The sequence below is a fragment of the Pseudomonas sp. 05N432 genome (genome assembly GCF_056396945.1).
In genome coordinates, this window is sequence record NZ_JBFTMM010000005.1 from 44,259 (window position 1) to 70,633 (window position 26,375).

A 26,375-nucleotide genomic window follows, 5' to 3' on the forward strand; every position below is an offset into this window, starting at 1 on the left:
GTTCAATAATCAGTTTTTAAGCAGCAACGCGCCTTCGATCGGCACGTAACGGCTGGCCGCGCGAATCAGCGAGTTGGCGGTGAGCCCCGGCACGCCATAGGCCACCGCTTCGACACCGTGCTTGGCGATGATCCGCTCCAGCAACATGTCGAAATCACCGTCACCGGAGGCCAGCACCACTTCGTCGACGTGATCGGCGGCGTCCATGATGTCGAGGGTGATGCCCACGTCCCAGTCGCCCTTGGCCGAGCCGTCGCTGCGCTGGATGTAGGGCTTGAGCTTCACAATGAAGCCGAGGTTGCGCAGGATCTGCTGGAATTGCTGCTGCTTGCTGTCGCCGCGATCGATGGCGTAGGCATAGGCCTCGACGATCTGCCCGCGCTGACTGACGTCAGCCCAGAGGGCGGCGTAGTTGAAATGACAACCGTAGGCCTGGCGCACGGTGTAATAGAGGTTTTGGACATCGGCGAACACCGCGATCTTCTTCACCGCAAATCCTCATGGCGCGCACAAGCGCAGGCGATTGATCAGACCCAAGGTCCGAAAAGTCGCCCAGTATGCCAGCCAGAAGGAATTTTCCGCGAATAATCAGTCCGGGACGCAACAAGGCCCCGGACGAACGGCGTATCAGACGAAGGAATCGTCATCACCACCGAAGAATGAGCTGTCGTCGCTGTCGTCGACGTCTGCAAACCCACCCTGATCGTTATTGCTCCAGGAGTCGTTGTTGGCCAGGCGCTCGCTGTCATTCACTTGAGCCGGCTCTTYCTTGATGACTTCAACGATTTCCTGCGGCTGCTGCTGGTTGCTGTGGAACAGGCTGCTGATGCCCTGCGCCAGCATCACACCACCGGCCACGCCAGCTGCGGTTTTCAAGGCCCCGCCGAGGAAGCTGCTGCCGGCTGCCGGCGCCTGTTGCTGGGGTGCCGCGTAGTTCTGTTGTGGTGCACCAAAGTTTTGCTGTGGGGCACCATAGTTTTGTGGCGGTGGCGCAGAAGGTCGCGCCGGTTCACGCCAGCCGCCGCTCGACGCTGGAGCGCTCTGGGCCGGTGCAGGCTGTGGGTCACGGGAGCCGCCGAAGATGCTCGACAGGAAACCACCGCCGCTGTTGCTCGGGGCGGGTGCCGCGGCCTGGGCCCTGGCTTGTTGCAACTCAGCTTGCAGTTGCTGAATTTGCTGGGTGAGCTGTTTGTTTTGCTCGTCGAGGCTCTTGATCGCCGCCTCTTGCACCAGAATCGCCTGAGTCATGAAATAGCCCGCTGCAGGCTGGCGACCCAAATGTTCCTTGATCCGCGCTTCGGCCAGGGCATCGCGCGGGGATGAATCCGTTTCGGCCTGTTGCAGCCGTGAAAACAGTCCATCGATCAGGGTTTGTTCTTCGCTGTTCATGGCGACCTCATAGATTGCCGGAAAATCATGGCCCTTTTCCCTTATGGATAAGGTGCCCCCTAGTTATGGGGCTGTTACTGATTGTTTCAATAGCCTTTACCGAACGTTTACGTTTGCTCGACTGCCGGTCGCATCGGTTACAGTGTCGACATACTTTGTAACCAGCGAAAGCGACCGATGAATCCGTTAGACGTACTCCGCGACTCCCTGTATTTCTTCCAGCGCAACCTGGGCCGTATCGTGCCGCTGTGTCTGCCGTTGGTCGTGCTTGAAGCCTTGCTTCAGCAACTGGTCGACCACTCCCAGGGGCCAGACGCCTTTCCCGGCTATAGCGTGATTGTCGGGTTGCTGGTGTATCCGCTGTACACCGCTGCGCTGATCCTGTTTCTCGATGCCCGCAGCCGTGGTGAATCACCGCGCACCCTGGCCCTGTTGTCGGCGTCGCTCAGCCTGTGGCCGCGTTTTGCGTTGCTGACGGCGGTCAACACCTTGCTGATTCTGGTGGGGTTGTCGCTGTATTTCCTGCCAGGCATCTGGTTGATGGTGATGCTCGCCTTTGCCGAATACCTGCTGGTGCTGCGCAACATGCAGCCACTGGAGGCCATCCGGGAAAGCATGCGCCTGGCCCGCGGCAATTTCCTGCGCATCCTGCTGTGCATTCTCTGCGTGATGGGCCCGCTGTGGATGCTCAAAGGCGCGAGCCTGGCCATCTACCCGGAGCCGCAGAACCCGGCACTGTCGCTGATCATCGAAAGCGTCCACAGCTTTCTGCAACTGTTCACCAGCGTGGTGCTGTTTCGCCTGTTCATGCTGATCAGCGAGGCGCCTGACAAAACCGAAGGCAGCGCCTGACAGCGCTACCCTTGGGGTCCGGGCGCGCCTCGGTTATGCTCGGACCCAACTTTGTAACGCCATAAGCCGAGCCATGACCCGTCTACTGCGCTACACCCTGCTGGGCCTGCTGATTCTCGTCAGCCTGCTGTTTTCCTTTCTCTACAGCCTGACCTGGCGCCCCGACGCCAAGGAAACGCTCCCCGTCAGTTGCAGCACCAGCGCGCCTGTGCTGGTGCCGGGACAGGCGTTGAAGGTGATGACCTGGAACGTCCAGTTCCTGGCGGGTAAACGCTATGTGTTCTGGAATGACCTGGCTCAAGGCCCTGATGAAAGCCCGACCCCGGAAGACATGGCCTTCAGCCTAGATGAAGTGGCACGGGTAATCCGCGATGAGCAGCCGGACCTGGTCCTGTTGCAGGAACTGGATGATGACGCCAAGGCCAGCGGCTATCAGAACCAGCTCAAATTGCTCCAGGAGCGCCTGGCCGACCTCTACCCTTGCAGCACGTATGCCTTCGACTGGAAGGCCGACTTCATTCCCGATCCACACATTTTCGGTAGCGTTGGCCGGCAATTGGCGACCTTGAGCCGCTACCAGATCGAACACGCCGAACGCCTGCAGTTGCCTGAAGCGCCGATCAATTTCATCAGCCGTCAGTTCCAGCCGAAAAACGCCCTGTTGGCGAGTTACCTGCCACTGCGCGATGGCGGGCAAATGGCGGTGCTCAACACTCACCTCGATCGGGCAGTGAAGCCTGATGAGACCCAGCAGGCGAAGGTGACGGCGGTTGCCAAGGTACTCGACACGTATGAAGGTCGCGGCACGCCGTGGCTGATCGGTGGCGACTTCAACCTGTTGCCGCTGGGCCAATATCAACGCCTCACGCCCGAGCAGCGCACGCCCTACTCCGTCGACAGCGCCCTGCATGTGTTGTGGGACAAGTACCCGATGATCCCGGCCAACAACGAGGCCAGCGGTGTCGATCGGGACCAGTGGCTGACCCATTACCCTAACGACCCCGGCCTCAACGGCCCGGACCGCACCGTCGACTACCTGTTCTACAGCCCGAGGATCAAACGTGTCGAAGCGCAAGTGCGGCAGGACGATACGCTGCGCATCTCCGATCACCTGCCGGTGATTGCACGGTTTCTACTCCCGCCCGCTCCGTAGCCCGCTCACGAAGATCGAGTGTGGGAGCGAGCCTGCTCGCGATAGCGGTGGGTCAGTCAACAGTGATGTTGAACGGTATGCCGCTATCGCGAGCAGGCTCGCTCCCACAAGGGGTTCTCCAACATTTTGAGAGTATGTGATTGGACCTTAAGGCTTACGCGGCTTGGCCCGCGCAGTGGCCTCGGCCACCAGCGGGTCATCCGGCCAGTAATGCTTCGGGTAGCGTCCCTTGAGGTCCTTCTTCACCTCGGCATAGGTGCTACGCCAGAAGTTCGCCAGGTCCTGGGTGACCTGCACCGGTCGGCGCGCCGGTGACAGCAAATGCAGCTTGACCACCTGCCGGCCACCGGCAATGCGCGGGGTTTCGGCCAGGCCGAACAGCTCCTGCAAACGCACCGCGAGAATCGGGGGATGTTCGCTGTAATCCAGACGAATCGATGAACCGGAGGGCACGCTCAGATGATGCGGCGCCTGCTCATCGAGGCGCTGTGGCAATGGCCACGGCAGCAGGTTATGCACAAAGCTCGACACATCCAGGCTGGCGAAATGGCTGAGCCGCGAAACCCGTCCCAGGTACGGCATCAACCAGTGTTCCAGACTGGCCAGCAACGCCGCATCACTGACGTCCGGCCACTCACTCTCGCCCTGCTTGCTCAAGTCCAGCTGACGCAACAATGCCACTCGTGCCTGCCACTGACGCAACTCCGGAGTCCACKGCAACAGCTCCAGGCCTTTGCGACGCACCAGATTGACCAACGCCTGGCTGCGCGCGGTTTCATCAAGGCCGGTCAACGGTTCGCGACTGAGCACCAACTCGCCCACCTTGCGCTGACGCTCCGCCCGCAGCACGCCTTCGCGCTCGTCCCAGTCGAGCTGATCGACGCAGCGCACCTGCTCCGCCAGCACCGAATCGAACAGCGCCGGATCAAAATCCGCTGCCAGATAAATCCGCTCTTCACGTTGCCCCTGACGACTGCCCAKATCGGCGATCACCAGCCAGGGTTGTTTCATCAGGCTGTCAGCCTCGGCGAACAAAGCCGCACGACCGTTAGCCAGACGATACTCCGCACCACCGGCGCGGCGCTGCTGGGCGACGCGGTCCGGATAGGCCAGCGCCAACAACGCGCCGAGCCAGCGCGGATGCTCCGGATCGCTGACCGGCGACTCGGCTTTGCCGCGCAGATAACCACGATATTGCCGGGCCAATTGCCGCGCCCGCTGCACACCACCCTGAGCGCCACGCGCCGCCCGTTCTTCGCCGGATAACAGCACCAGACGACTGTGCAGATCCGCACCGGCACCGCGCAAAATATCCCGCTCACCGAGCAATGCCGCGACGTCGCAAGCCATGTTCGCCAGCCCCAACGCCTGCCCACGCAGTAACAGGTGCGCGATACGCGGATGGGCCGGCAGTTCGGCCATGGCTTGACCGTGGCGAGTGAGCTTCCAGTCTTCAGTAGACGAACCCTGCAACGCGCCCAAGCGCTCGAGCAAGTCCTGCGCCTGTGCATAAGCCGCCGCTGGCGGCACATCGAGCCAGACCAGTTGCCCAGGCGTCACGCCCCAACGCCCGAGCTGCAAGGCCAGCCCGGCAAGGTCGGCCGAGAGAATTTCCGGGCTGGCGTAGGCCGCCAGTTGGTCGTGTTGATCCTGCGACCAGAGCCGATAACACACACCCGGCTCCAACCGTCCTGCGCGGCCGGCACGCTGGGTGGCGCTGGCGCGGGAGATGCGCTGGGTGTCGAGGCGGGTCATGCCGCTGCCAGGGTCGAAACGCGGCACTCGTGCCAGCCCGGCGTCAATGACCACTCGCACGCCGTTGATGGTCAGACTGGTTTCGGCGATGTTGGTGGCCAGCACTACTTTGCGCTGGCCAGGTGGCGCCGGATCGATGGCCGCACGTTGCGCCGCCAGATCAAGCTCGCCATGCAACGGGCAGAGCAACACCTCGGAGCGCTCGCCCAAGGCATCCGCCAGCTGCTGGTGCACACGACGGATTTCCGCTTGCCCGGGAAGGAACACCAACAGGCTGCCCGCTTCATCGTTCAGCGCGTCGAGAATGGTCTGCACCACTCGCGGCTCGATGAATTCACCCGGCTGAAAGGGTCGCCCCCAACGCATCGTCACCGGGTACATGCGACCCTCACTGCGCAGGATCGGGGCGTCATTCAGCAGCCCGGCGAGGCGCTCGCCTTCGAGGGTTGCCGACATCAACAGGATCTTCAGCGGCTGCTCATCCCGAAACAACTCGCGGCCATTCAGGCTCAGGGCCAGCGCGAGGTCGGCATCGAGGCTACGCTCGTGGTATTCGTCGAAGATCAGCAGACCCACACCGTCCAGCGCCGGGTCCTCCTGCAAGCGGCGAGTGAGGATGCCTTCGGTGACGACTTCGATGCGCGTGTTCGGCCCAACCTTGCTGTCCAGGCGAATCCGGTATCCGACGGTTTCGCCGACTTTTTCGCCGAGCTCGCTGGCCAGCCGTTCGGCCGCCGCCCGCGCGGCCAGCCGACGCGGTTCAAGCATGAGTATGGTTTGCCCGGCCAGCCACGGCTCATTCAACAACGCCAACGGCACGCGGGTGGTTTTACCGGCGCCGGGCGGTGCTTCGAGCACGGCTTCGTGGCGTGTCGCCAAGGCGTCACGCAGCGCGGGTAAAACTTCATCAATTGGCAAAGAAATCATGCTGGCTCCAAAGCAGAGGCGCGAGTATAACGGCGAACTGCTTGAGGTTAATCACGGTCCTAATTCATACCGATGACGTTTCGTTTCATGTTTGCTCAGGAGATTTACCATGCGTACTCCATTTCGCCTGATTGGCGGTGTACTGGTTGCGACCCTGCTGACTCAAGTGACCGCTTGCGGTTCGATTTTCTACCCGGATCGCCGTGGCCAGATCGACGGCAAGATCGACCCGGCGATTGCCGCACTCGATGCCGTGGGCCTGCTGTTCTATATCATCCCCGGCCTGATCGCATTCGCCATAGACTTCACCACCGGCGCGATTTACTTCGAACCCGGCAAAACAGCACAAGTGGCGCCGGAGAAACTCCGCCAGGCCATCGATGCCGATGGCAAGGTCGATAACCACAAGTTGCAGGCCATTCTCGAAAGCGAACTGGGCCGCAGCTTCCCGCTGGATGATCCGCGCCTGATTCAGCACAAGGGCAGCGTTCAGCAACTGGCTTTGCTCGGCCTGCAACCCGCTGCTTGATGCACAACACCGAGGAAACGCTCCACCTATGACCAGCAGCCCGGAACACGCTCGCCTGTTACGCCTCGCCACCCGCGCCTCCGTGGCGGTGGCGAGCACACTTATTGTCGCCAAGGCCATTGCCTGGTGGCTCAGCGGATCGGTGAGCATGCTCGCCGGGCTGACGGACTCGGCACTCGACGGCGTGACGTCGTTGCTCAATCTGTTGGCGGTGCATTACGCGTTGCGCCCGGCCGATGAAGATCACCGCTACGGGCACGGCAAGGCGGAATCCTTGTCGGGCATGGCACAAGCACTGTTCATCGGGGGCAGCGCGGTATTGATCGCGTATCAGGCATTCGAGCGCCTGAAACACCCGGAACCGGTGGGCGCGCCGTGGATCAGTATCGGCGTGATCATCTTTTCCCTGGTCCTGACCCTGGCGCTGCTGATGCTGCAACACCGGGTGATCCGCGAAACCGGCTCCAGCGCGGTGCGCGCCGACTCACTGCATTACCGTTCCGATATGATGCTCAACGGCAGCATCCTGGTCGCGTTGGTGCTGGCCGGTTTTGGCTGGCATCAAGTCGATGCCTGGTTCGGCCTGGGGATCGCCGTCTACATTCTGTGGAGCGCAATACAAATCGCCCGGGAAAGCTTTGCGGTGCTCATGGATGAAGAACTGCCACCGGACGTCAGCCAGCACATGCTCGAACTGGCGTGCAGCGTTCCCGGAGTACTCGGCGCACACGACTTGCGCACGCGGATCTCCGGCAGTCACTGGTTCGTGCAATTGCATCTGGAGTTGCCGGGGGAACTGACGCTGTCAGTCGCACACGGCATCAGCGATCAAGCAGCGGACGCCATTCACGCCGTTTACCCGCGAGCCGAAGTGCTGGTGCACGCCGACCCGCAGGAAGTGGCGACGGCCACCCGGAATCAGAAAGTGACCTGATATCCGCGTGAGACAAGGCAATTGCCCTCGGCCTGGCGGTAAGTCTGTACCACCTGTGGCGCCGGCTGATAGGTCACGGTCCGTGGATCGAAGCCACTCTGCTGAACCGCCCAACGATAGCAATCGTAACCGTCCTGAGTGACCTGCTCGGGCGACTGCCCATTGATCGGGTATGCCACCACGTCATAACCACTGCTGACGGGTTGTGGTTCCGGGTTGCCTACCGGCGGCTCAACCACAACGTACTCTTGAGTGCTCTCCTCGTAGGCGTAGTACGCGCCTGCTGCCAGAAACATCAGCGCGCCACCGATCCACACCTCCTGAGCGTAATCGGGCAGATACCGCACACGGATCCCGCGAGGCGGTTGAACCACCACATAACGCGGCCCGTTCGGGCGATACCAATAGCCACCGGAGTAGAAATAATCCTGCCCACGGTACGGCACACGGTCGTGACGGTCCGGGAAGCGGTCGATTATCTGACCTGGCCGATACCGCGGACCATCACCCCAGCCATTGCCATGTCCTTCGGGACGTCCCGGCCAGCGACGCTCATCCCGATGCTCATCGCGACCACCGGCCTGCCAACGCTGGTTGTAATCGTTGCGCCGTGGAACGTCCTGATAGTAGCCGCGCTGTGGTTCCTGGGTCTGACGAACAGTGTCCGGGCGGCCCTGGATCGGCAGGTTGTTCGCTGGCACAGGCGCTGGGCGAACTTGAACCTGGCCATTGGGCTCGTGTCGCTGACGGTTCTGCCAGTCGCCTCCCTGATTCTGATCGTTGCGTTCGAACTGGCGGCTGTTGTTGCCGCGAATGATTTCAGTCTGCGGACGTGACTGATTGATTTGGGGACGTGGCGGGTTGTACTCGACGCGAGGTTGATTGTTTTGCGGGTGCTGCTGGATGCTTTCCACGCGAGGCGGATTGTTTTCGGGACGCGGTTGATTACCTCCCTGATGACCTTCACCGCCATGCTCGTGCTGACCACCACCATTATTGTGTTGTTGTTGCTGCTGTTGCTGTTGCTGTCTACGAAGGAGTTCCTCCCCACCCTGACCTTCTGCCAGCAATGGCGCGCTGACACTTGCACACAACACACCAACACCTGCCATACGCCAGATGCGCGACTTCATGCTATTCCTCACTACGGTGGTGACCTATACGTAAGACTGGTAAAGCACAGGCCGGTTCAGCAACAGGTTATCAGTCACGAGACTTATTTTGCAGGCCATCAAAGGCGTTTCGCGGGCAATAAAAAAGGGAGACCCGTCGGCCTCCCTTTGAGAACTTCGTCCGTGCTCGACGCTTTTGACGTCGGCTCACCTCACTCCGTCTTCTGGACAGTGTGTAGCCCGGGGGCCAACTCAGCTCCTGTGGGAGTGGTGGCCGCGACTGGCCTGATTCGGCGGGTCGCTGTGGACTGTTTGTCCGGGCAGTGATTCTGGTGATAAGAATAGGCTTGGGGCGGCGGCAGCGGATTGCGAAGATTGCTCAAATAAACATGACTTGCGCAATTTTTAACCTTGGATAGATAATCCACCGCAATAGTTATGATAAAGGCCTGATTCATGAGCAAACTCGACCGATACGACTTGAGCATTTTGGCGGAATTGCAGCGCGACGCGCGCATCTCCAATCAGGAGCTCGCCGAACGCATCGGCCTGTCGCCATCGCCTTGTTCGCGACGGGTCAAGCAGCTTGAAGACGACGGCTACATCACCCGCCAGGTCGCCCTGCTCGACCGCAAGAAGCTCGGTCTGAGCCTGACCGCCTACGTGTTGATCGGCATGGACCGGCACACGCCCGAGCGCTTCGAGAACTTCGAAGCCGCCATCCGCACCTTGCCGCAAGTGCTCGAATGCAGCCTGGTGACCGGGATGGACGCCGACTATCAACTCAAGGTGGTGGTGCCGGACATGGACCACTACCAGAAACTGCTGCTCGGCCACCTGACCCGCATCGAAGGCGTGACCAGCGTGCGCTCAAGTTTTGTGCTGAACCAGGTGCTCAACAGCACCGAGTTGCCGTTGACCCATTTGCGCAACTAAGTACGCCATCGCGAGCAGGCTCGCTCCCACAATAGATCTCGGACGCTCACAAATAATGTGTTCACTGAAGATCCAATGTGGGAGCGAGCCTGCTCGCGATGGGGCCAGCACAGGCGATGAACAACTGCGGCAGACCGACGCACGTCAATGCGCCGCCAATATCCATTGGCGTATACTTCCCCAGCCTTTTTGCCCCGCCCGCGCTGGAGATAATCGATGGATCCTGCAGTATTTGAAGAGTGGATGATGACCGGCCTGGTCAGCATCCTGATCATTTTCATGGGTTTCATCGTCTGGGATCTGGCGAAAAAATCCAAGGCCGGACGCTTCGGCTCGTTCATCCTGTTCTTCGTGCTGGGCTTGGGCGTGGCGGCGTTCATCATCAAGAGTGTGGTGATCGGCCTGATCGAATCCGGCGCCTTATAAGCGCGCCGGCACTTCTTTCCACTGCCCCTGATCGAGACCTTCGATCGTCCAGTCGCCGATTCGCACCCGCACCAGACGCAGAGTCGGCAAGCCAACTGCAGCAGTCATGCGCCGCACCTGACGGTTGCGCCCTTCACGAATCACCAATTCCAGCCAACTGGTCGGCACGCTTTTGCGAAAGCGCACAGGCGGGTTACGCGGCCATAGTGCAGGTTCTTCCAACTGCCGCGCCTGCGCCGGCAAGGTCATGCCGTCATTCAACTCGACGCCCTCGCGCAAGCGTTGCAATTGCTCGGCGCTTGGCTCGCCTTCCACTTGCACCCAATAGGTCTTGGCCAACTTGTGTTTCGGATCAGCGATGCGCGCCTGAAGCTGGCCATCGTTGGTCAGCAGCAGCAAACCTTCGCTGTCACGGTCCAGCCGTCCTGCCGGGTAGATCCCGGGAATCTCGATATAGTCCTTGAGCGTCGCCCGCCCTTCACCGTCGCTGAACTGCGTCAGCACATCGAAGGGTTTGTTGAACAGAATCAGCTTCGGCTCGGCCGGTGGCGCTTTGGCAACACGTCGCGGGGCTGAAGAGGATTGCGCAGGTTTCACGCCGGGGCGGCGGGAAGCGGGACGAGGAGGACGCGGCATGGCAAAAACAACATCTAACGGTCAGGGCTGCCAATGCTAGTGCCCCGACCGCTAAATGACCATGACAACAATCAGCGGAACGGCGGTTCGTCGAAGCTGCGCAGTTTGCGCGAATGCAACGAGTTGAGTTCGGTGCGCAACAGATCCACCGCCGCGATACCGATCTTCAAGTGCTGACTGACCGCACGCTCATAGAAGGCGTTGGCCGAACCCGGCAACTTGATTTCGCTGTGCAGCGGCTTGTCCGACACACACAACAAGGTGCCGTACGGCACGCGCAGACGATAGCCTTGCGCAGCGATGGTGCCGCTTTCCATGTCCACGGCAACCGCGCGAGACAGGTTGATCAACGGACGCTCCTGAGCCCAGCGTAATTCCCAGTTACGGTCGTCGTAGGTCAATACGGTGCCGGTGCGCAGGCGCTTTTTCAGGTCATCGCCCTTTTCGCCGGTAACGTTGGCTGCCGCTTGCTGCAAGGCCAGCTGCACTTCGGCCAGGGCCGGAATCGGAATGTTCGGTGGCACCACCCGGTCGAGGATCCCGTCGCGACGCATATAAGCGTGGGCCAGCACGTAATCACCGATGGTCTGCGACTGCCGCAGGCCGCCGCAGTGACCGATCATCAGCCAGCAATGCGGGCGCAACACGGCCAAGTGGTCGGTGATGTTCTTGGCGTTGGACGGGCCCACGCCAATGTTCACCAGCGTGACACCGTGGCCGTCAGAGGCTTGCAGGTGATAGGCCGGCATCTGATAACGGTGCCAGACCACGCCGGCGGCAATGGCAGATGCTTCGCCGTGATCCATGCTCTTTTCGATGATCACGTTGCCCGGCAAAACCATGCGCACAAAACGTGGATCGGTGCGCAGTTGCTCCAGGCCATGGGTGATGAACTGGTCGACATAACGATGGTAGTTGGTCAGCAAAATCCACGGCTGCACATGGCGCCAGTCACTGCCGGTGTAGTGCACCAGACGGCGCAGGGAGAAATCCACCCGCGCTGCATCGAACAACGCCAGCGGTAGCGGGTCGGTGTTTTCCCAGTCGTACAAACCATCGGCAATACCATCGGTGGCGGCCGACAAATCGGTACTCGGGAACACTCGGGCCAATACCGCCGCAGTGACGCCGGAGCCAGCCAGCTCATCGCCCTGCTCGACCACGTACGGATACGGGATGTTCTGCTCACTGACGCCAACTTCCACCGTCACGGTGAAGTCGTGCATCAGCGGCACCAGTTGCTCCAGCAAATACTTACGGAAAGCCGCCGGATGGGTAACGGTGACGCTGTAGGTCCCCGGTAACTGGACCTTGGCGTAAGCCCGCGTGGTCTGTGGGACTTCGCCTTGGCAAAGGTAGGTCAGGCGTAATTCCGGATAACGAAACATCGCACGCTGTTCAGCGTCGGGTTCGATGCGGTCCTTGAGATAACGCTTGAGCGCCTGACTCAACGCCGTGGTGGCCCGCTCGTGCAGAGCGGCAAGCCGATCGACGGCTTGTTCGGCGGTTTGAACGACAATAAAGGCTTCGGTCACGATCAGCTTCCTGTGTTCTGACTTGCAGACCTTCATCTTGCCTGCAACATCGCTTCACGGAAACCATTGTGTGTTGGCTATACACCATTGCTGATGCACTGAAATACCCTGTGGGAGCGAGCCTGCTCCGGGCGGCGCTCCGACGATAGCGGATTAACATTCAACTTTGATGTTGGCTGTTACACCGCTATCGCGAGCAGGCTCGCTCCCACAGGGGTTGATGATGATCAGAAGCCCTGCGGGGTGGAACGCGCCACAATCGCTTCCACATCCAGACCACGCGGCAAGGTGCCGTAAACCCGGCCGGCCGTTCCCAACCGGCTGGTGATGAAGGCATCACTGACGGCGGCGTTGCCCGCTTCGAGCAACAACCTGGCTTGCAGGCCCAGCGCGATGTCTTCGGTCAGTTGTCGGGCGCGATACTGAATGTCATCGGTGTCCTTGAACGCCGCCTGCAACTGGCTGATGTGTGCGGCCAGACGCTTGTCGCCATGACCGTCGCCCAGTTCGCTGAACAGCGCATCGAGCACGCCCGGCTCTTTCGACAGCGCTCGCAACACGTCAAGGCATTGAACGTTGCCGGAACCTTCCCACGTCGAGTTCACCGGCGCCTCACGGTACAGGCGCGGCAGAATGCTGTCTTCGACGTAACCCGCACCGCCCATGCATTCGGCGGCTTCGTTGATCATGGCCGGCGCACGTTTGCAGATCCAGTATTTGCCCACTGCCGTTACCAGCCGGGCGAACTTGGCTTCCTGAGTGTCATCAAGGTGATCCAGCGCCCGGCCCATACGCAGGCTCAACGCCAGCGCGGCTTCGCTTTCCAGCGCCAGGTCGGCGAGCACGTTTTGCATCAACGGTTGTTCACTGAGCAATTTGCCGCCAACCGTCCGGTGGGCACAGTGATGGCTGGCCTGGGTCAATGCTTGGCGCATCAGGGCGCTGGAGCCGACCATGCAATCGAAGCGGGTCATGGCCACCATCTCGATGATGGTCGGCACGCCGCGGCCTTCTTCGCCGATCATCCACGCCAGTGCCCCACGAAACTCGACTTCGCTGGAGGCATTGGAGCAATTACCGAGTTTGTTTTTCAGTCGCTGGATGTAGAACTGGTTGCGCGTGTCATCCGGGCGATGGCGTGGCAACAGGAAACAGGTCAGGCCCTTGTCGGTTTGCGCCAGGGTCAGGAAGGCATCGCACATCGGTGCCGAGCAGAACCATTTGTGCCCCACCAGCTCATAGGCCTGGCCCGGCCCCGCAACGCCGACCGGATAAGCCTTGGTGGTGTTGGCCCGAACGTCGGTGCCGCCCTGCTTCTCGGTCATTGCCATGCCGATGGTGACGCCGGCCTTGTGGGCCATGCCGACATTGCGCGGGTCATAGGCGGTGGCGAGAATTTTCGGCAGCCACTGTTTGGCGATGTCCGGTTGCAGGCGCAATGCAGGGACACTGGCGAAGGTCATGGTCAGCGGACAGCCACTGCCGGCTTCGGCCTGGCTGTGCAGGTAGCTCATGGCCGCGCGGGCAACATGGGCACCGGACTGCGGATCGGTCCAGGGCAAGGAGGTCAAGCCGTGCTCGACCGCCGTGCGCATGAGTTCATGGTAGGCCGGGTGAAACTCCACCAGATCGATGCGGTGGCCGTAGCGATCATGGCTGCTGAAGACCGGCTTGTTCTGGTTGGCCAGGAACCCCGCTTCCATCAACGGACCGCCGGCCAAAGCGCCGTACGCATCGATGCGCGCGTCAGCCCAAGCCGCCCCGAAACGCCGCGCCCACTCTTGCAATGGCAGGTCGATGCGATAGAGATTGGCCCCGTCCAGCGATGGCGGCTGGTTGGTGACTTCGTGGGTTTCGGCGAACTGATGCAGGTTCATGGCGGGGCCTCCTTGGGTCAGCTGAGACCTTCAGTTAAGCACCGCCTCCCCACCGAACAAAGTGGCATATCCGCCTAAATGTCGGCGCTTTCACCTTGTTTAGGACAAAGCACCCGACGATAGAGCGTCGCCTGCAACTCCTCGAATTTCACCGGTTTGCCGAGGTAATCGGTCAATCCCTGCTCAAGATCCAGGCCCTGTGCCGAGACCACCGCCGCCAACACCGGCAACTCGGCATAACCGGGCAATGCGCGGATCAGTCTGTCGATCGACAGTCCGTCGAGCAGCGGCAACGGACAGTCGATCAGCACCGCGTCAAACGGTTCGCGACGCAGAAACTCCAGCGCAGCCTCTGCGCTGTCGGCGCTGCGGACCCGATAGCCGAGCTTGAGCAACATGCCGCGCACCACCAACTGATTGATATTGTTGTCGTCGACCAGCAACACCGTGCAGTCCTGCGGTGCGCGTAAACGGACGCTACCGTGGACCTGACGCGATTGAGCGACAACCGGTTGCACTACATTCACCACGTCGAACTCGACATCAAGCTGAAAGCGACTACCGCGTCCGGGCTCGGAGCGATGGGTCAAACGCCCGCCAAGCAGCTCGACCAATTGCCGACAAATCGCCAGGCCGACACCCAACCCACCGTATTCGCGCGTCATCGAGCCGTCGAGCTGGAAGAACCGCTGATACAGCGTGGCTTCACCCAGATCGGTGAAGCCGATGCCGGTGTCGATCACGGCGAAAGACAGCGCCAGACGCCCCTCCTCGGCAAACTTGCCACTGACCCGCAAGGCCAGTCCACCCACCCGGGTGAACTTGATCGCGTTATCCAGCAAGCACTCCAGACCTTGCGCCAGCTTGGCGCTGTCACCGTGCAGACGGTCAGGAAGCCCGGGACTCAGATCGACCTTGAAGTCCAAGGCCTTGCTCGCGGCATTGGCAGCGAACTGCTGCTGCAAGGTCTCGACCATCGCGCGCAAGCTGAACGCTTCGGGGTACACCTTGAGTCGGCCAGCCTGCAATTCAGTCAGGGTCAGAATGCCGTTGACCATGCGCATCATGTCCCGCGCCGATCCGGCAGCCGTTTGTTGATACTGCTCAAGCTCCGGTTCGAGGTCGACGGTCTGCATCAATTCCAGCGAACCGATCACGCCGTTCATCGGCGTGCGCAGTTCGTGGGTCAGCGTCGCGAGAAATTCATCCTTGAGCTGGTTACTGCGGGCCAGTTGCTGGTTCAACACTTCAAGCTTCTGCCCGGCGTCAAACAGCGTCTGCGCCTGCTGCTCGCGCATGGCATTGATCCGGTCGGCCAGGGCCAGCGACAGCAGCGCAACTTCAATCGCCGAGCCGATCTGACTGGCGTACATGGTCAGGAATACGTTGGGCAGATAGCCGAGCACCATTAATGTATTGACGACACCACCGAGCAGAAACGCCGACCAGGCAATGATGAAGTAGCGCGCCACCCGCAAGCCGCGCCACCAGGCGAAAATCCCGGCGAAGAAAATCACCACGGTGAAGATCAACGCCAACGCCGTCGCCAGGCGCAGGGCCAAGGCGTAGCTGGTCATCAACGACAGCCCGACCACCACTGCGCTGCACGCAATCAACACCAACAGCAAGCGATCGAGCCAGCGACTGCAACTGGCCGTTTGCAGGAAGCCGCGGGCGAACTGACTGCCGAACAGTGCGGCGCAACCAATGAAGAACGGTGTCGCAGCGTTGGCCCACCATGGGTTGTTCGGCCAGAAATACTCGACTGCTGCACCGTTGACCGACAGCTGGTAGAGGCCGAATGAGCCGATATAAAAGATGTAATAAAGGTAACTGGTGTCACGCACGCTCAGGTAGATGAACAGGTTGTAGACCAGCATCCCGAGCAGCACGCCGTAAATCAGGCCGAGCAAATACAGGCGCAAGGGCTGGTCTTCCAGATAGGCGGTGCTCGACCAAAGGGTCAGTGGCGCCTGGATCGACCCCTCGCTTTGCAGGCGCAGGTACAGCGTTTCGCGCTGATCGGGAACAAAGTCCAGTTTGAACAGGTAGTTGTTTTGCCGAACCTGGCGACTGGCGAACGGCAAGGTATCGCCGGTACGACTGACCAATCGATATTCACCGGTGCTGTCCGGCAGATAGAGGTCGATATGGTCCATCGGCGGATAAGCCAGCTCCAGCAACCATCGGCGTTGAGCGTCGGGGGCTTTCGGGCGGTAGTGCAGATCGACTTTCAACCAGAACACCGAATGCGAGTAACCGGCGTTCAACGTGTCTTTGTCGTGGGTCTTGAAGTTGCCGGCTGCCGCTTGCGCGCGTACATCGGCGATGGATGCAGTGCCGGCGACATCTTCGTACACCTGCATGACTCGTCCCAAGGGGAGGCTTTGGGTGAGCTCATCAAAATCGGCTGCGACCGCCAACATCGGCAAGCTCAACAGCAACATCAGCAAATAGCGCATAAAGCCCCAGCGTGGCCAGTCCGGTTGTGTCAGGAAGCCCCCCATTCCCTTTGAGTAGACGTAAAACCGGCATTACCTGTTATTGGTTTGGATCCACTCTAGCATAGCCGTTGATGGCCATTGAACACCATTGGAAAATTTAGTCTAAAGGCTCTAGAGCGGGACTTTCAGAGCATCTAACAGAACCCGGATTATCGAATCGGTCAGATTATGACAATACCCCACTCCTCGTAGCAGCTGCCGAACGCAGCCTTCGGCAGCTGCTACAAAGACCGAGTCATGGGTTATCGGTCGGCACACCGAAAAAAGATGTTTGGTGGTAAGCTCGCGCACCATGAATATCTACAGCTCTCGCCCCGTTGTCCTCTGTCTCTCCGGCCACGACCCAAGTGGTGGCGCCGGCTTGCAGGCAGATATCGAAGCCCTGCTCGCTCAGGGTTGTCATGCCGCCCCGGCAGTTACCGCGCTGACTGTGCAAGACACGGTCAACGTCAGCGATTTCCGCGTTCTCGACCGTGAGTGGGTGCTGGCACAAGCCAATGCCGTGCTCAACGACTCGACGGTCGCGGCGGTCAAGCTGGGCATGCTCGGCTCACTGGAAATGGTCGACACCGTGGTCGAACTGCTTCAGGCGCATCCGCATTTGCCGGTGGTCTGTGACCCGGTGCTGCGCGCCGGCGGTGGTGGGCGACTGGGCAAGGACGAGGTCGGCTATGCCATGCGCGAGCGCCTGCTGCCACTGGCGATCATCGCCACCCCTAACCTCCCGGAAGCACGCATCCTTGCCGAATTGCCCGAAGGCACGGCCGATGAATGCGCAGAAAAACTCCTGCCTTACGTCAAGCACCTGCTGATCACCGGCGGTCATGGCGACGAACACGAAGTGCATAATCGCCTGTACAGCCGCGATGGCAGCCGCCACACCTACACCTGCCAGCGCCTGCCCGGCAGCTATCATGGTTCGGGCTGCACCCTGGCCAGCGCTCTGGCCGGACGTCTGGCCCAAGGCGAACACCTCGCCAGCGCGGTACAGTCGGCGCTCAACTACACGTGGCGCACCCTGCGAGACGCCGAACAGCTGGGCAAAGGCCAGTTCGTGCCACGCCGTCTGCCGCTGGATTTTTGCTCGTAACGCCATGAGGCCTGCACGATGAAACTACGTGGCCTGTACGCCATTACCGACAGCCAACTGCTGGCCGGCAAGTTCCTGCCTTACGTGGAGGCTGCGCTGGACGGCGGCGTCACGCTGCTGCAGTACCGCGACAAAAGCACCGACGAGGCCCGCCGACTGCGTGAAGCCGAGGCCCTGCATGACCTGTGCGGACGCTACAAGACCCAGCTGATCATCAATGACGATGCCGAACTGGCCGCGCGCCTGGGCGTCGGCGTACACCTGGGACAGACCGACGGGCCGCTGACCCCGGCCCGCTCGCTGCTGGGCCGCCAGGCGATCATCGGTTCGACCTGCCACGCGCAACTCGAACTCGCCGAACAAGCGGCAAAGGAAGGCGCCAGTTACGTCGCCTTCGGCCGTTTCTTCAATTCCAACACCAAGCCCGGCGCGCCGGCATGCAGTCTCGAACTGCTCGATCAGGCCCGCAGCAAACTGCACCTGCCGATCTGCGCGATCGGCGGCATCACCCTCGACAACGCCGCCCCGCTGGTGGCCCACGGGGTTGATCTGTTGGCCGTGGTTCACGGGCTGTTTGGTGCCGAAGACACTCAAGAAGTGACGCGCCGTGCTCGCGCCTTCAACGACTTGTTCAAAGCTTAAGTATTCAATTACCGACTTTTGAGAGCCCTATCATGTCTCGTTCCGAAACCCTGTTTGCCAACGCCCAGAAACACATTCCCGGCGGCGTGAACTCGCCTGTTCGTGCCTTCAAGAGCGTCGGCGGCACGCCGCTGTTCTTCAAGCACGCCGAAGGCGCCTACGTGACGGACGAAGACGACAAGCGTTATGTCGATTACGTCGGCTCCTGGGGCCCGATGATTCTCGGCCACAGCCACCCGGATGTGCTGGACGCCGTGCGCAAGCAGCTTGAGCACGGTTTGTCCTACGGCGCCCCGACCGCGATGGAAACCGAGATGGCCGACCTGGTCTGCTCGATCGTGCCGTCGATGGAAATGGTGCGCATGGTCAGCTCCGGCACCGAGGCGACCATGAGCGCCATTCGCCTGGCCCGTGGTTTCACCGGCCGCGACAGCATCATCAAGTTCGAAGGCTGCTACCACGGTCACTCCGACAGCCTGCTGGTGAAAGCCGGTTCCGGCCTGCTGACCCAAGGCGTGCCAAGCTCTGCCGGGGTTCCTGCGGCCTTCGCCAAGCACACACTGACGCTGCCATTCAACGACATCGACGCCGTTGAAAAAATGCTCGCCGAAGTTGGCCAGGAAGTGGCGTGCATCATCGTCGAGCCCGTGGCGGGCAACATGAACTGCGTGCCGCCAGCGCCAGGTTTCCTCGAAGGCCTGCGCACCCTGTGTGACAAACACGGCGTGGTACTGATTTTCGACGAAGTGATGACCGGTTTCCGCGTTGCCCTCGGTGGTGCCCAGGCACACTACGGCGTGACCCCGGACCTGAGCACCTTCGGCAAGATCATCGGTGGCGGCATGCCCGTCGGCTGCTTTGGCGGCAAACGCGAAATCATGTCGCACATCGCACCGCTGGGTCCGGTTTACCAGGCAGGCACCCTGTCGGGTAACCCGTTGGCCATGGCCGCCGGCCTGACCACCCTGCGCCTGATCAGCCGCCCGGGCTTCCACGCCGAACTCAGCGAGTACACCAGTCGCCTGCTCGATGGCCTGCAACAGCGCGCCGACGCCGCTGGCATCCCGTTCGTGACCACCCAGGCCGGCGGCATGTTTGGCCTGTACTTCAGCGGCGCCGACGACATCGTGACCTTCGATGACGTGATGGCCAGCGATGCCAACCTGTTCAAACGCTTCTTCCACCTGATGCTCGAAGGTGGCGTGTACCTGGCACCAAGCGCCTTCGAAGCCGGTTTCACCTCGATCGCTCATGGCGAAGCCGAGCTGAAACTGACGCTGGACGCCGCTGAACGTGCATTCGCGGCATTGAAGTAAGCGATAGACGCTGACGTCGACGATTGTCGGCGTCAGCTTTATCCCACATGCCTACCTTATTTTCTTACGCAACACTGATAATTCCCCCAAAAGCGGCAGATATATTCCCCGCGCGGCAGAAAAACGAGTAAAGACTTTGTAAGGTGGGTCCTGCTTATTTCATAATGCGCGCTTATTGGATCCCTCGACGGGTCCGCGCGCCCTTCAGAGGTAAGTCGATTCCCATGAACCGCACCGGCCGCGCCCTTGCACTGGGCTGCCTGTTGCTCCTTCAGCCCCTGCTCGCGCATGCACAAGCAGGCGGCAACTCGTTGTTGATCCCAGCGATGGGTCGTTGCACCCTCAATACCCAGCCTGAAGACCTGAAGGAGGCGCTCGCCGCCTGCCAGAAAGCGTCAGACGCCGGGGATGCGGAAGCGCAATACGAATTGGGCGAGTTCTACTACGAAGGCAAACGCGTGCCGCGCGACCTCAATCAAGCCCTGAGCTACTTCGAAAAAGCTTCGCTGCAAGGCCACGCTCAGGCGCAATTCAAACTCGGCATCATGTTCTTCCATGGCGAAGGCGTGCCGGCCAATAACGTTCAGGCGTATATCGTGCTGAAAATGGCCGCGGTCAACGGCGCAGAAGATGCGCTGGACACCGCCGACGAAGTCGCCGAGCACATGCAACGCAATGAACTGGAAGTCGCCACCCAGGTGCTGGGGCAAATTTTCCGTAAATACCTGATGGAACTGCAAAGCGCAGACGGACGTACGCCGTTCTCGCCGCTGCCCTGAATCCTGCACTGACCTGACTGGCCCCATCGCGAGCAGGCTCGCTCCCACATTTGATTTGTGCATCAACACAATCCACTGTGAGAGCGAGCCTGCTCGCGATGGGGGCGACTCGATTCTGAGGCTTACTTCTCAGGCATCGGCATCGGAAACGGCATGACATTGCCGACCGCGCCACGGGCTTCGCTGATTTTCGGGGTGCCCATGCGCTCGACTTCGTCGATGCGCACAATCGAATGCATCGGCACAAAACTGCGCACCACGCCCTCGAACTGAGCCTTGAGCTTCTCTTCGCTCGGATCGACGACCACTTGCGTGCGCTCGCCAAAGACGAACTCTTCCACTTCCAGAAAGCCCCACAGATCACTTTGATAGATCTGCTTGGCGTACATTTCGAACACCTGGCCCTGGTTGAGGAAAATCACCTTGTAGATTGGAGCTTCACGTTTGGTCATGGTGGGCGAGCAACACATCGAGGGATAAAAATGAGGGCGCGAACTATAGCATAGCCGCTGGACGCACGACGGTAGGAACCTGGGGACTTGTTCCCTATAATGCGCGGTTCTTTGAATCACGTGATGAACCCGTCCATGGCCAAGAAGCTTTATATCGAAACCCACGGTTGCCAGATGAACGAGTACGACAGCTCGCGCATGGTCGATCTGCTGGGCGAACATCAGGCCCTGGAAGTGACGGCGCGCGCCGAAGACGCAGACGTCATCCTGCTCAACACCTGCTCGATTCGCGAGCGTGCCCAGGACCGGGTGTATTCCCAGCTTGGCCGCTGGCGCGAACTGAAGCTCGCCAACCCGGAAATGGTCATCGCCGTCGGCGGTTGCGTGGCCAGCCAGGAAGGCGCGGCAATCCGTGACCGCGCGCCCTATGTCGACGTGGTCTTCGGCCCGCAGACCCTGCACCGCCTGCCGGAAATGATCGACGCCGCGCGCCTGACCAAATTGCCGCAAGTCGACGTCTCGTTCCCGGAAATCGAAAAATTCGACCACCTGCCGGAACCGCGCATCGATGGCCCAAGCGCCTATGTGTCGGTGATGGAAGGTTGCAGCAAGTACTGCACGTTCTGCGTAGTGCCCTATACCCGCGGTGAAGAAGTCAGCCGACCGTTCGACGACGTGATCGCCGAAATCATTCACCTGGCCGAGAACGGCGTGCGTGAAGTCACCTTGCTGGGGCAGAACGTCAACGGCTACCGTGGCCTGACCCACGACGGGCGCCTGGCCGATCTGGCCGAGCTGATCCGTGTGGTGGCGGCTGTCGATGGCATCGACCGTATTCGCTATACCACGTCGCACCCGCTGGAGTTCTCCGACAGCCTGATCCAGGCCCACGCCGAAGTACCGGAACTGGTCAAACACCTGCATTTGCCGGTGCAGTCGGGTTCGGACCGGATTCTTGCAGCCATGAAGCGCAACCACACGGCGCTCGAATACAAGTCGAAGCTGCGCAAGCTGCGGGCCGCCGTACCGGGTATCTGCATCAGTTCGGACTTTATCGTCGGCTTCCCCGGCGAGACCGAAAAAGACTTCGAACAGACCATGAAGCTGATCGAAGACGTCGGTTTCGACTTCTCCTACTCGTTCGTCTACAGCCAGCGCCCGGGCACCCCGGCTGCCGACTTGGCCGACGAAACCCCGGAAGAGCTGAAAAAGGAGCGTTTGAACGCCCTGCAACATCGCCTCAACCAGCAAGGTTTCGAGATCAGCCGACAAATGGTCGGTTCGACCCAACGGATCCTGGTGACCGATTATTCGAAAAAAGACCCGGGCGAACTGCAAGGCCGGACCGAGAATAATCGAATCGTAAACTTTCGCTGCGACAATCCGACCTTGATCGGCCAGTTCGCAGACGTGCACATCGACGCCGCACAGCCGCACTCGCTGCGTGGTTCGTTGATCCGCTAACACCACACTCCACTGTGGGAGCGAGCCGGCTCGCTCCCACAGGGTTGGTGTTTGATGTTGGTCTGTTTAAGAGCTTTCGCACCCAGGCCTCTGGCGTTATCCTTGATTCATCTCCATTGCCCCAGGGCGGCTAAAAACAACCTTGAACGCACCCATAGAACCACATCGTTTCATCCTCGAGCCCTTTGAGGCTCATCGCTTCGCCAATCTGTGCGGGCAATTCGACGAGCATTTGCGCTTGATCGAACAGCGCCTGGCGATCGTGATCCGCAATCGCGGCAATCAGTTCGAATTGATCGGCGAGCCCAAGCACGCCATCTCCGCGGAAAACCTTCTGCGCCGCCTCTACCGTGAAACCAAGAGTAGCGAGCTGTCGCCAGACATGGTTCACCTGTTCCTGCAGGAATCGGCCGTGGAAGAAATGGACAACCATTCGCCCGCCGAGCCTTCCGTCGCCCTGCGTACCAAAAAAGGCATGATTCGCCCTCGCGGCTTGAATCAGCTGCGCTACGTGAAGGAAATCCTGGGCAATGACATCAACTTCGGCATCGGCCCGGCCGGTACCGGCAAGACCTATCTGGCCGTTGCCTGCGCAGTCGATGCGCTGGAGCGCGAGCAGATCCGCCGCATCCTGCTGGTACGTCCAGCGGTCGAGGCCGGCGAGAAACTCGGCTTCCTGCCCGGCGACCTGGCACAAAAAATCGACCCGTACCTGCGCCCGCTGTATGACGCACTGTACGAAATGCTCGGTTTTGAACACGTCGCCAAGCTGATCGAGCGCCAGGTGATCGAAGTTGCGCCACTGGCTTACATGCGTGGCCGTACGCTGAACAACAGCTTCATCATCCTCGACGAAAGCCAGAACACCACCGTCGAACAGATGAAGATGTTCCTGACACGGATCGGTTTTGGCTCGACCGCAGTCATCACCGGTGACATCACCCAGATCGACCTGCCAAAAGGCACCAAGTCCGGGCTGATTCATGTGATCGACGTGCTCAAGGAAGTACCGGGCATCAGTTTTACCCACTTCAAACCCAAAGACGTCGTGCGCCACCCGTTAGTGCAGCGCATTGTCGAAGCCTATGAGCGCTTCGAAAATCGCCTGATTGACGAACCTGCAACGCTTTCCGCCGAAAAGGGCAATCGCCACGATGCTTGAGCTTGATCTGCAACTGGCGACCGAAGCGTCTGCTCCAAGCGAAGCCGAGTTCCGCCAATGGTGCGAACTGGCCCTGCGTCAGCGCACCGCTGACTCCGAGTTGACCATTCGCCTGGTCGACGAGGAAGAAGCTCGCGAGCTGAACTACACCTGGCGTCAAAAGGATTACGCAACCAATGTGTTGTCGTTCCCTGCCGATGTGCCCGATGAATTGCTGGACATCCCGTTGCTGGGCGATCTGGTGATCTGCGTGGCCGTGGTTGAGCGCGAGGCCGCCGAGCAAGGCAAGGAATTGAAGGCCCATTGGGCGCATCTGGTCATTCACGGCTGCTTGCATCTGCTTGGTTACGACCATATAGATGACGACGAAGCCGAAGAAATGGAAGCACTGGAACGAACGTTGCTTGCAGAGTTGGGTCATCCTGACCCGTATGCGGACGACGAAACCGAAACATCCCCTATCGTTACGACAAAGGATTCAGAGTAATCGCTATGAGCGAAGATCGATCGAGCAACGGGCAAAAGTCCTGGCTGGGTAAACTCACCCAGGCTTTTGCCCACGAGCCGAAAAACCGTCAGGAGCTGCTGGAGCTTCTGCGTGATGCCCATCAGAACAAGTTGCTGGACAGCGAAGCGCTGGCCATCGTCGAAGGCGCCATCCAGGTCGCTGACCTGCAAGTACGCGACATCATGGTCCCGCGCTCGCAGATGGTCAGCATCAAGGCGACCCAGACACCCCGTGAATTCCTCCCGGCCGTGGTTGAGTCTGCGCACTCGCGTTACCCGGTAATCGGTGAGAGCCACGACGACGTGATGGGCGTGTTGCTGGCCAAGGATCTGCTGCCACTGATCCTCAAGGAGAACGGCGACAGCTTCAACATCAAGGATTTGCTGCGTCCGGCCACTTTCGTGCCCGAGTCCAAGCGCCTGAACGTGTTGCTGCGCGAGTTCCGCGCCAACCATAACCACATGGCCATCGTTATCGACGAATACGGCGGTGTGGCGGGCCTGGTGACCATCGAAGACGTGCTCGAGCAAATCGTCGGCGACATCGAAGACGAGCACGACGTTGAAGAAGACAGCTACATCAAGCCACTGCCAAGCGGCGACTTCCTGATCAAGGCCCTGACGCCGATCGAGAACTTCAACGAGTTCTTCGACAGCGAATTCTCCGACGACGAATTCGACACCGTTGGCGGCCTGGTGATGAGCGCGTTCGGGCACTTGCCAAAACGCAACGAAATCACTGAAATCGGCGCCTATCGCTTCCGCATCCTGAACGCCGACAGCCGTCGCATTCACTTGCTGCGCTTGACCCCTATAGCCCGTTAAGGACTGACATGCGTTGGATCACCCGCCCCGGCTGGCCCGGTAACCTGCTGGCCGTGGCGGCCGGTGCACTCACCACCCTGGCCTTGGCGCCGTTCGATATCTGGCCGCTGGCGTTGCTGGCGGTCGGTTTTTTCTATGCCGGCCTTCGTGAACTGACACCTCGTCAGGCACTGGGTCGCGGTTGGTGCTTCGGTTTTGGCCTGTTTGGCGCGGGCACCAGCTGGATCTACTACAGCATTCACAACTTTGGCGGCGCTTCGATGCTGCTGGCCGGGTTGCTGATGCTGGCTTTCACCGCCGCGATTGCCTGGTTCTTCGCCCTGCCCGCCTGGCTCTGGGCGCGCTGGTTGCGCCGCAACGAAGCGCCATTGGCCGACGCCTTGGCATTTGCCGCGCTGTGGGTGGGTCAGGAAGCGTTTCGTGGCTGGTTCCTCACCGGTTTTCCATGGCTCTATTCCGGTTACAGCCAACTCGACGGCCCGCTTGCCGGGTTGGCGCCATTGGGTGGCATGTGGCTGATTTCCTTCAGCCTGGCCCTGACCGCCGCGCTTGTGTACAACCTGCCACGCCTGATCAAGGCCGGACACAAAGGCTTTATCGTCGCCGGCCTGCTGTTGCTGGCTGCGCCTTGGGTCATCGGCCTGTCGCTCAAAGGCCACGCCTGGACCAGCCCTTCGGGCAATCCGCTGAGCGTCGCGGCGATTCAGGGCAACATCGAACAAAGCATGAAGTGGGACCCGGCGCAGCTCAACGCGCAACTGGCGCTGTACCGCGACATGAGTTTCAGTTCCAAACGTGTCGACCTGCTGATCTGGCCGGAAACTGCGGTCCCGGTGCTCAAGGAGTCTGCCGAGGGCTACCTGAACATGATGGGCAGCTTCGCCGCCGAACGTAATTCGGCACTGATTACCGGCGTGCCGATCCGCGAGGAAGTGCACCACGAGAAACGCTTCTACAATGGCATCACCGTGGTTGGCCAAGGCGATGGCACTTACCTCAAGCAGAAACTGGTGCCGTTTGGCGAATACGTACCGCTGCAAGAGCTGTTGCGTGGCCTGATTGCGTTCTTCGATCTGCCGATGTCGGATTTCGCCCGCGGCCCGGCTGATCAGCCATTGTTGCAAGCCAAGGGTTATCAGATTGCACCGTTCATCTGCTACGAAGTGGTCTACCCGGAATTTGCCGCCAGCCTTTCGGCGCGCAGCGATTTGCTACTGACCATCAGTAACGACACCTGGTTCGGCACCTCCATCGGCCCGCTGCAACACCTGCAGATGGCGCAGATGCGGGCGCTTGAGGCTGGCCGCTGGATGATTCGCGCAACCAACAACGGTGTCACCGGATTGATCGACCCCTTCGGCAAAATCACCGTACAAATCCCGCAATTCGAACGCGGCATTCTCTACGGTGACGTAGTGCCGATGCACAACCTGACGCCTTACCTGCAATGGCGCTCATGGCCACTGCTCATCCTTTGTGCACTGCTGTTTGGCTGGGCACTGCTGGCCAGCCGGATCGCCAAGACGGTTTAAGTGCTTGTGGCGAGGGAGCTTGCTCCCTCGCCACAGAGGTG

General features: G+C 60.4%; 24 protein-coding genes. 15 read left to right on the forward strand and 9 right to left on the reverse strand.

What is annotated here, in order from left to right:
* Window positions 1-9 precede the first annotated feature (9 nt).
* Together AC1DHT_RS07020 and AC1DHT_RS07025 are read right to left on the reverse strand one after the other, a co-directional pair.
* Entirely contained in the window at window positions 10-489 is a 480-nt protein-coding gene (locus AC1DHT_RS07020; protein ID WP_019691557.1) for a LabA-like NYN domain-containing protein, read from the reverse strand.
* Between the two features lie 138 nt (window positions 490-627).
* Window positions 628-1,389, reverse strand: a complete 762-nt coding sequence (locus AC1DHT_RS07025) for a DUF2076 domain-containing protein (RefSeq protein WP_477761313.1) — start codon at window positions 1,387-1,389, stop codon at window positions 628-630.
* Window positions 1,390-1,566: 177 nt separating this feature from the next.
* On the opposite strand from AC1DHT_RS07025, the gene AC1DHT_RS07030 reads away from it, so the two are divergent.
* Entirely contained in the window at window positions 1,567-2,241 is a 675-nt protein-coding gene (locus AC1DHT_RS07030; protein WP_427542331.1) for a YciC family protein, read from the forward strand.
* 73 nt (window positions 2,242-2,314) lie between these two features.
* Window positions 2,315-3,394: an endonuclease/exonuclease/phosphatase family protein gene (locus AC1DHT_RS07035; RefSeq protein ID WP_427542334.1), complete on the forward strand. Its 1,080-nt coding sequence runs from the start codon at window positions 2,315-2,317 to the stop codon at window positions 3,392-3,394.
* A gap of 147 nt (window positions 3,395-3,541) precedes the next feature.
* Here AC1DHT_RS07035 and hrpB read toward each other — a convergent pair whose 3' ends face one another.
* Window positions 3,542-6,076: an ATP-dependent helicase HrpB gene (hrpB, locus tag AC1DHT_RS07040; protein ID WP_477761314.1), complete on the reverse strand. Its 2,535-nt coding sequence runs from the start codon at window positions 6,074-6,076 to the stop codon at window positions 3,542-3,544.
* Between the two features lie 109 nt (window positions 6,077-6,185).
* Here hrpB and AC1DHT_RS07045 point away from each other — a divergent pair, with 109 nt between their 5' ends.
* Window positions 6,186-6,605, forward strand: a complete 420-nt coding sequence (locus AC1DHT_RS07045; RefSeq protein WP_427542340.1) for a polyribonucleotide nucleotidyltransferase — start codon at window positions 6,186-6,188, stop codon at window positions 6,603-6,605.
* A gap of 28 nt (window positions 6,606-6,633) precedes the next feature.
* Window positions 6,634-7,539 carry a cation diffusion facilitator family transporter gene (locus tag AC1DHT_RS07050; RefSeq protein WP_427542343.1) on the forward strand — a complete coding sequence of 302 codons (906 nt, stop codon included), beginning with the start codon at window positions 6,634-6,636 and terminating at the stop codon, window positions 7,537-7,539.
* Here the strand turns inward: AC1DHT_RS07050 and AC1DHT_RS07055 are convergent.
* Window positions 7,524-8,672, reverse strand: coding sequence for a DUF6515 family protein (locus AC1DHT_RS07055; protein WP_427542346.1), 1,149 nt, complete (start codon window positions 8,670-8,672; stop codon window positions 7,524-7,526). The genes AC1DHT_RS07050 and AC1DHT_RS07055 overlap by 16 nt on opposite strands.
* Before the next feature lie 435 nt (window positions 8,673-9,107).
* On the opposite strand from AC1DHT_RS07055, the gene AC1DHT_RS07060 reads away from it, so the two are divergent.
* Together AC1DHT_RS07060 and AC1DHT_RS07065 are read left to right on the forward strand one after the other, a co-directional pair.
* Window positions 9,108-9,587, forward strand: coding sequence for an Lrp/AsnC family transcriptional regulator (locus AC1DHT_RS07060; protein ID WP_427542349.1), 480 nt, complete (start codon window positions 9,108-9,110; stop codon window positions 9,585-9,587).
* A gap of 216 nt (window positions 9,588-9,803) precedes the next feature.
* A complete protein-coding gene (locus AC1DHT_RS07065) occupies window positions 9,804-10,013 on the forward strand; it encodes a DUF2788 domain-containing protein (protein WP_003228500.1) in 210 nt (69 codons plus the stop codon).
* Here AC1DHT_RS07065 and AC1DHT_RS07070 read toward each other — a convergent pair.
* From AC1DHT_RS07070 to AC1DHT_RS07085, 4 genes are all read right to left on the reverse strand, one after another.
* Complete coding sequence (locus AC1DHT_RS07070) at window positions 10,008-10,649, reverse strand: pseudouridine synthase (RefSeq protein ID WP_427542352.1); 642 nt, start codon at window positions 10,647-10,649, stop codon at window positions 10,008-10,010. The genes AC1DHT_RS07065 and AC1DHT_RS07070 overlap by 6 nt on opposite strands.
* Before the next feature lie 71 nt (window positions 10,650-10,720).
* Window positions 10,721-12,220 (reverse strand): AMP nucleosidase, encoded by a 1,500-nt coding sequence (gene amn / locus AC1DHT_RS07075; RefSeq protein WP_427542355.1) that lies wholly within the window; start codon window positions 12,218-12,220, stop codon window positions 10,721-10,723.
* Window positions 12,221-12,411: 191 nt separating this feature from the next.
* Window positions 12,412-14,061, reverse strand: coding sequence for an acyl-CoA dehydrogenase family protein (locus AC1DHT_RS07080; protein WP_427542358.1), 1,650 nt, complete (start codon window positions 14,059-14,061; stop codon window positions 12,412-12,414).
* Between the two features lie 74 nt (window positions 14,062-14,135).
* Entirely contained in the window at window positions 14,136-16,523 is a 2,388-nt protein-coding gene (locus AC1DHT_RS07085) for a 7TM diverse intracellular signaling domain-containing protein (RefSeq protein ID WP_427542361.1), read from the reverse strand.
* Between the two features lie 334 nt (window positions 16,524-16,857).
* Between AC1DHT_RS07085 and AC1DHT_RS07090 the strand changes: the two genes are divergently transcribed.
* From AC1DHT_RS07090 to AC1DHT_RS07105, 4 genes are all read left to right on the forward strand, one after another.
* On the forward strand, window positions 16,858-17,655 hold the full coding sequence (locus AC1DHT_RS07090; protein WP_019691830.1) for a hydroxymethylpyrimidine/phosphomethylpyrimidine kinase: 798 nt from the start codon (window positions 16,858-16,860) through the stop codon (window positions 17,653-17,655).
* 18 nt (window positions 17,656-17,673) lie between these two features.
* Complete coding sequence (gene thiE / locus AC1DHT_RS07095) at window positions 17,674-18,297, forward strand: thiamine phosphate synthase (protein WP_427528650.1); 624 nt, start codon at window positions 17,674-17,676, stop codon at window positions 18,295-18,297.
* 32 nt (window positions 18,298-18,329) lie between these two features.
* Complete coding sequence (gene hemL, locus AC1DHT_RS07100; RefSeq protein ID WP_427528648.1) at window positions 18,330-19,613, forward strand: glutamate-1-semialdehyde 2,1-aminomutase; 1,284 nt, start codon at window positions 18,330-18,332, stop codon at window positions 19,611-19,613.
* 224 nt (window positions 19,614-19,837) lie between these two features.
* On the forward strand, window positions 19,838-20,392 hold the full coding sequence (locus tag AC1DHT_RS07105; RefSeq protein WP_427528646.1) for a tetratricopeptide repeat protein: 555 nt from the start codon (window positions 19,838-19,840) through the stop codon (window positions 20,390-20,392).
* 122 nt (window positions 20,393-20,514) lie between these two features.
* On the opposite strand, the gene AC1DHT_RS07110 is transcribed toward AC1DHT_RS07105, so the two are convergent.
* Window positions 20,515-20,844: a DUF1820 family protein gene (locus AC1DHT_RS07110; protein WP_008052403.1), complete on the reverse strand. Its 330-nt coding sequence runs from the start codon at window positions 20,842-20,844 to the stop codon at window positions 20,515-20,517.
* Between the two features lie 135 nt (window positions 20,845-20,979).
* On the opposite strand from AC1DHT_RS07110, the gene miaB reads away from it, so the two are divergent.
* The 5 genes from miaB to lnt all read left to right on the forward strand — a co-directional run bounded on the left by miaB (window position 20,980) and on the right by lnt (window position 26,334).
* Window positions 20,980-22,308: a tRNA (N6-isopentenyl adenosine(37)-C2)-methylthiotransferase MiaB gene (gene miaB, locus AC1DHT_RS07115; protein WP_178098716.1), complete on the forward strand. Its 1,329-nt coding sequence runs from the start codon at window positions 20,980-20,982 to the stop codon at window positions 22,306-22,308.
* 142 nt (window positions 22,309-22,450) lie between these two features.
* Complete coding sequence (locus AC1DHT_RS07120) at window positions 22,451-23,470, forward strand: PhoH family protein (protein ID WP_427542365.1); 1,020 nt, start codon at window positions 22,451-22,453, stop codon at window positions 23,468-23,470.
* On the forward strand, window positions 23,463-23,957 hold the full coding sequence (gene ybeY / locus AC1DHT_RS07125; protein ID WP_427542368.1) for an rRNA maturation RNase YbeY: 495 nt from the start codon (window positions 23,463-23,465) through the stop codon (window positions 23,955-23,957). Before AC1DHT_RS07120 ends, ybeY begins: the two co-directional genes overlap by 8 nt.
* A 5-nt stretch (window positions 23,958-23,962) precedes the next feature.
* Window positions 23,963-24,802, forward strand: a complete 840-nt coding sequence (locus tag AC1DHT_RS07130) for an HlyC/CorC family transporter (protein WP_019691823.1) — start codon at window positions 23,963-23,965, stop codon at window positions 24,800-24,802.
* An 8-nt stretch (window positions 24,803-24,810) separates the two neighbouring features.
* Window positions 24,811-26,334 (forward strand): apolipoprotein N-acyltransferase, encoded by a 1,524-nt coding sequence (gene lnt / locus AC1DHT_RS07135; protein WP_427542371.1) that lies wholly within the window; start codon window positions 24,811-24,813, stop codon window positions 26,332-26,334.
* The last annotated feature ends 41 nt before the right edge of the window (window positions 26,335-26,375 follow it).

Bases quoted from the DNA above. Each gene is read 5' to 3' on its own strand.
- AC1DHT_RS07030 (WP_427542331.1), top strand. From the start codon at position 1,567: ATGAATCCGTTAGACGTACTCCGCGACTCCCTGTATTTCTTCCAGCGC.
- AC1DHT_RS07035 (WP_427542334.1), top strand. From the start codon at position 2,315: ATGACCCGTCTACTGCGCTACACCCTGCTGGGCCTGCTGATTCTCGTC.
- AC1DHT_RS07045 (WP_427542340.1), top strand. From the start codon at position 6,186: ATGCGTACTCCATTTCGCCTGATTGGCGGTGTACTGGTTGCGACCCTG.
- AC1DHT_RS07050 (WP_427542343.1), top strand. From the start codon at position 6,634: ATGACCAGCAGCCCGGAACACGCTCGCCTGTTACGCCTCGCCACCCGC.
- AC1DHT_RS07055 (WP_427542346.1), bottom strand. From the start codon at position 8,672: ATGAAGTCGCGCATCTGGCGTATGGCAGGTGTTGGTGTGTTGTGTGCA.
- AC1DHT_RS07060 (WP_427542349.1), top strand. From the start codon at position 9,108: ATGAGCAAACTCGACCGATACGACTTGAGCATTTTGGCGGAATTGCAG.
- AC1DHT_RS07065 (WP_003228500.1), top strand. From the start codon at position 9,804: ATGGATCCTGCAGTATTTGAAGAGTGGATGATGACCGGCCTGGTCAGC.
- AC1DHT_RS07070 (WP_427542352.1), bottom strand. From the start codon at position 10,649: ATGCCGCGTCCTCCTCGTCCCGCTTCCCGCCGCCCCGGCGTGAAACCT.
- amn (WP_427542355.1), bottom strand. From the start codon at position 12,220: ATGAAGGTCTGCAAGTCAGAACACAGGAAGCTGATCGTGACCGAAGCC.
- AC1DHT_RS07080 (WP_427542358.1), bottom strand. From the start codon at position 14,061: ATGAACCTGCATCAGTTCGCCGAAACCCACGAAGTCACCAACCAGCCG.
- AC1DHT_RS07085 (WP_427542361.1), bottom strand. From the start codon at position 16,523: ATGCGCTATTTGCTGATGTTGCTGTTGAGCTTGCCGATGTTGGCGGTC.
- AC1DHT_RS07090 (WP_019691830.1), top strand. From the start codon at position 16,858: ATGAATATCTACAGCTCTCGCCCCGTTGTCCTCTGTCTCTCCGGCCAC.
- thiE (WP_427528650.1), top strand. From the start codon at position 17,674: ATGAAACTACGTGGCCTGTACGCCATTACCGACAGCCAACTGCTGGCC.
- hemL (WP_427528648.1), top strand. From the start codon at position 18,330: ATGTCTCGTTCCGAAACCCTGTTTGCCAACGCCCAGAAACACATTCCC.
- AC1DHT_RS07105 (WP_427528646.1), top strand. From the start codon at position 19,838: ATGAACCGCACCGGCCGCGCCCTTGCACTGGGCTGCCTGTTGCTCCTT.
- AC1DHT_RS07110 (WP_008052403.1), bottom strand. From the start codon at position 20,844: ATGACCAAACGTGAAGCTCCAATCTACAAGGTGATTTTCCTCAACCAG.
- miaB (WP_178098716.1), top strand. From the start codon at position 20,980: ATGGCCAAGAAGCTTTATATCGAAACCCACGGTTGCCAGATGAACGAG.
- ybeY (WP_427542368.1), top strand. From the start codon at position 23,463: ATGCTTGAGCTTGATCTGCAACTGGCGACCGAAGCGTCTGCTCCAAGC.
- AC1DHT_RS07130 (WP_019691823.1), top strand. From the start codon at position 23,963: ATGAGCGAAGATCGATCGAGCAACGGGCAAAAGTCCTGGCTGGGTAAA.
- lnt (WP_427542371.1), top strand. From the start codon at position 24,811: ATGCGTTGGATCACCCGCCCCGGCTGGCCCGGTAACCTGCTGGCCGTG.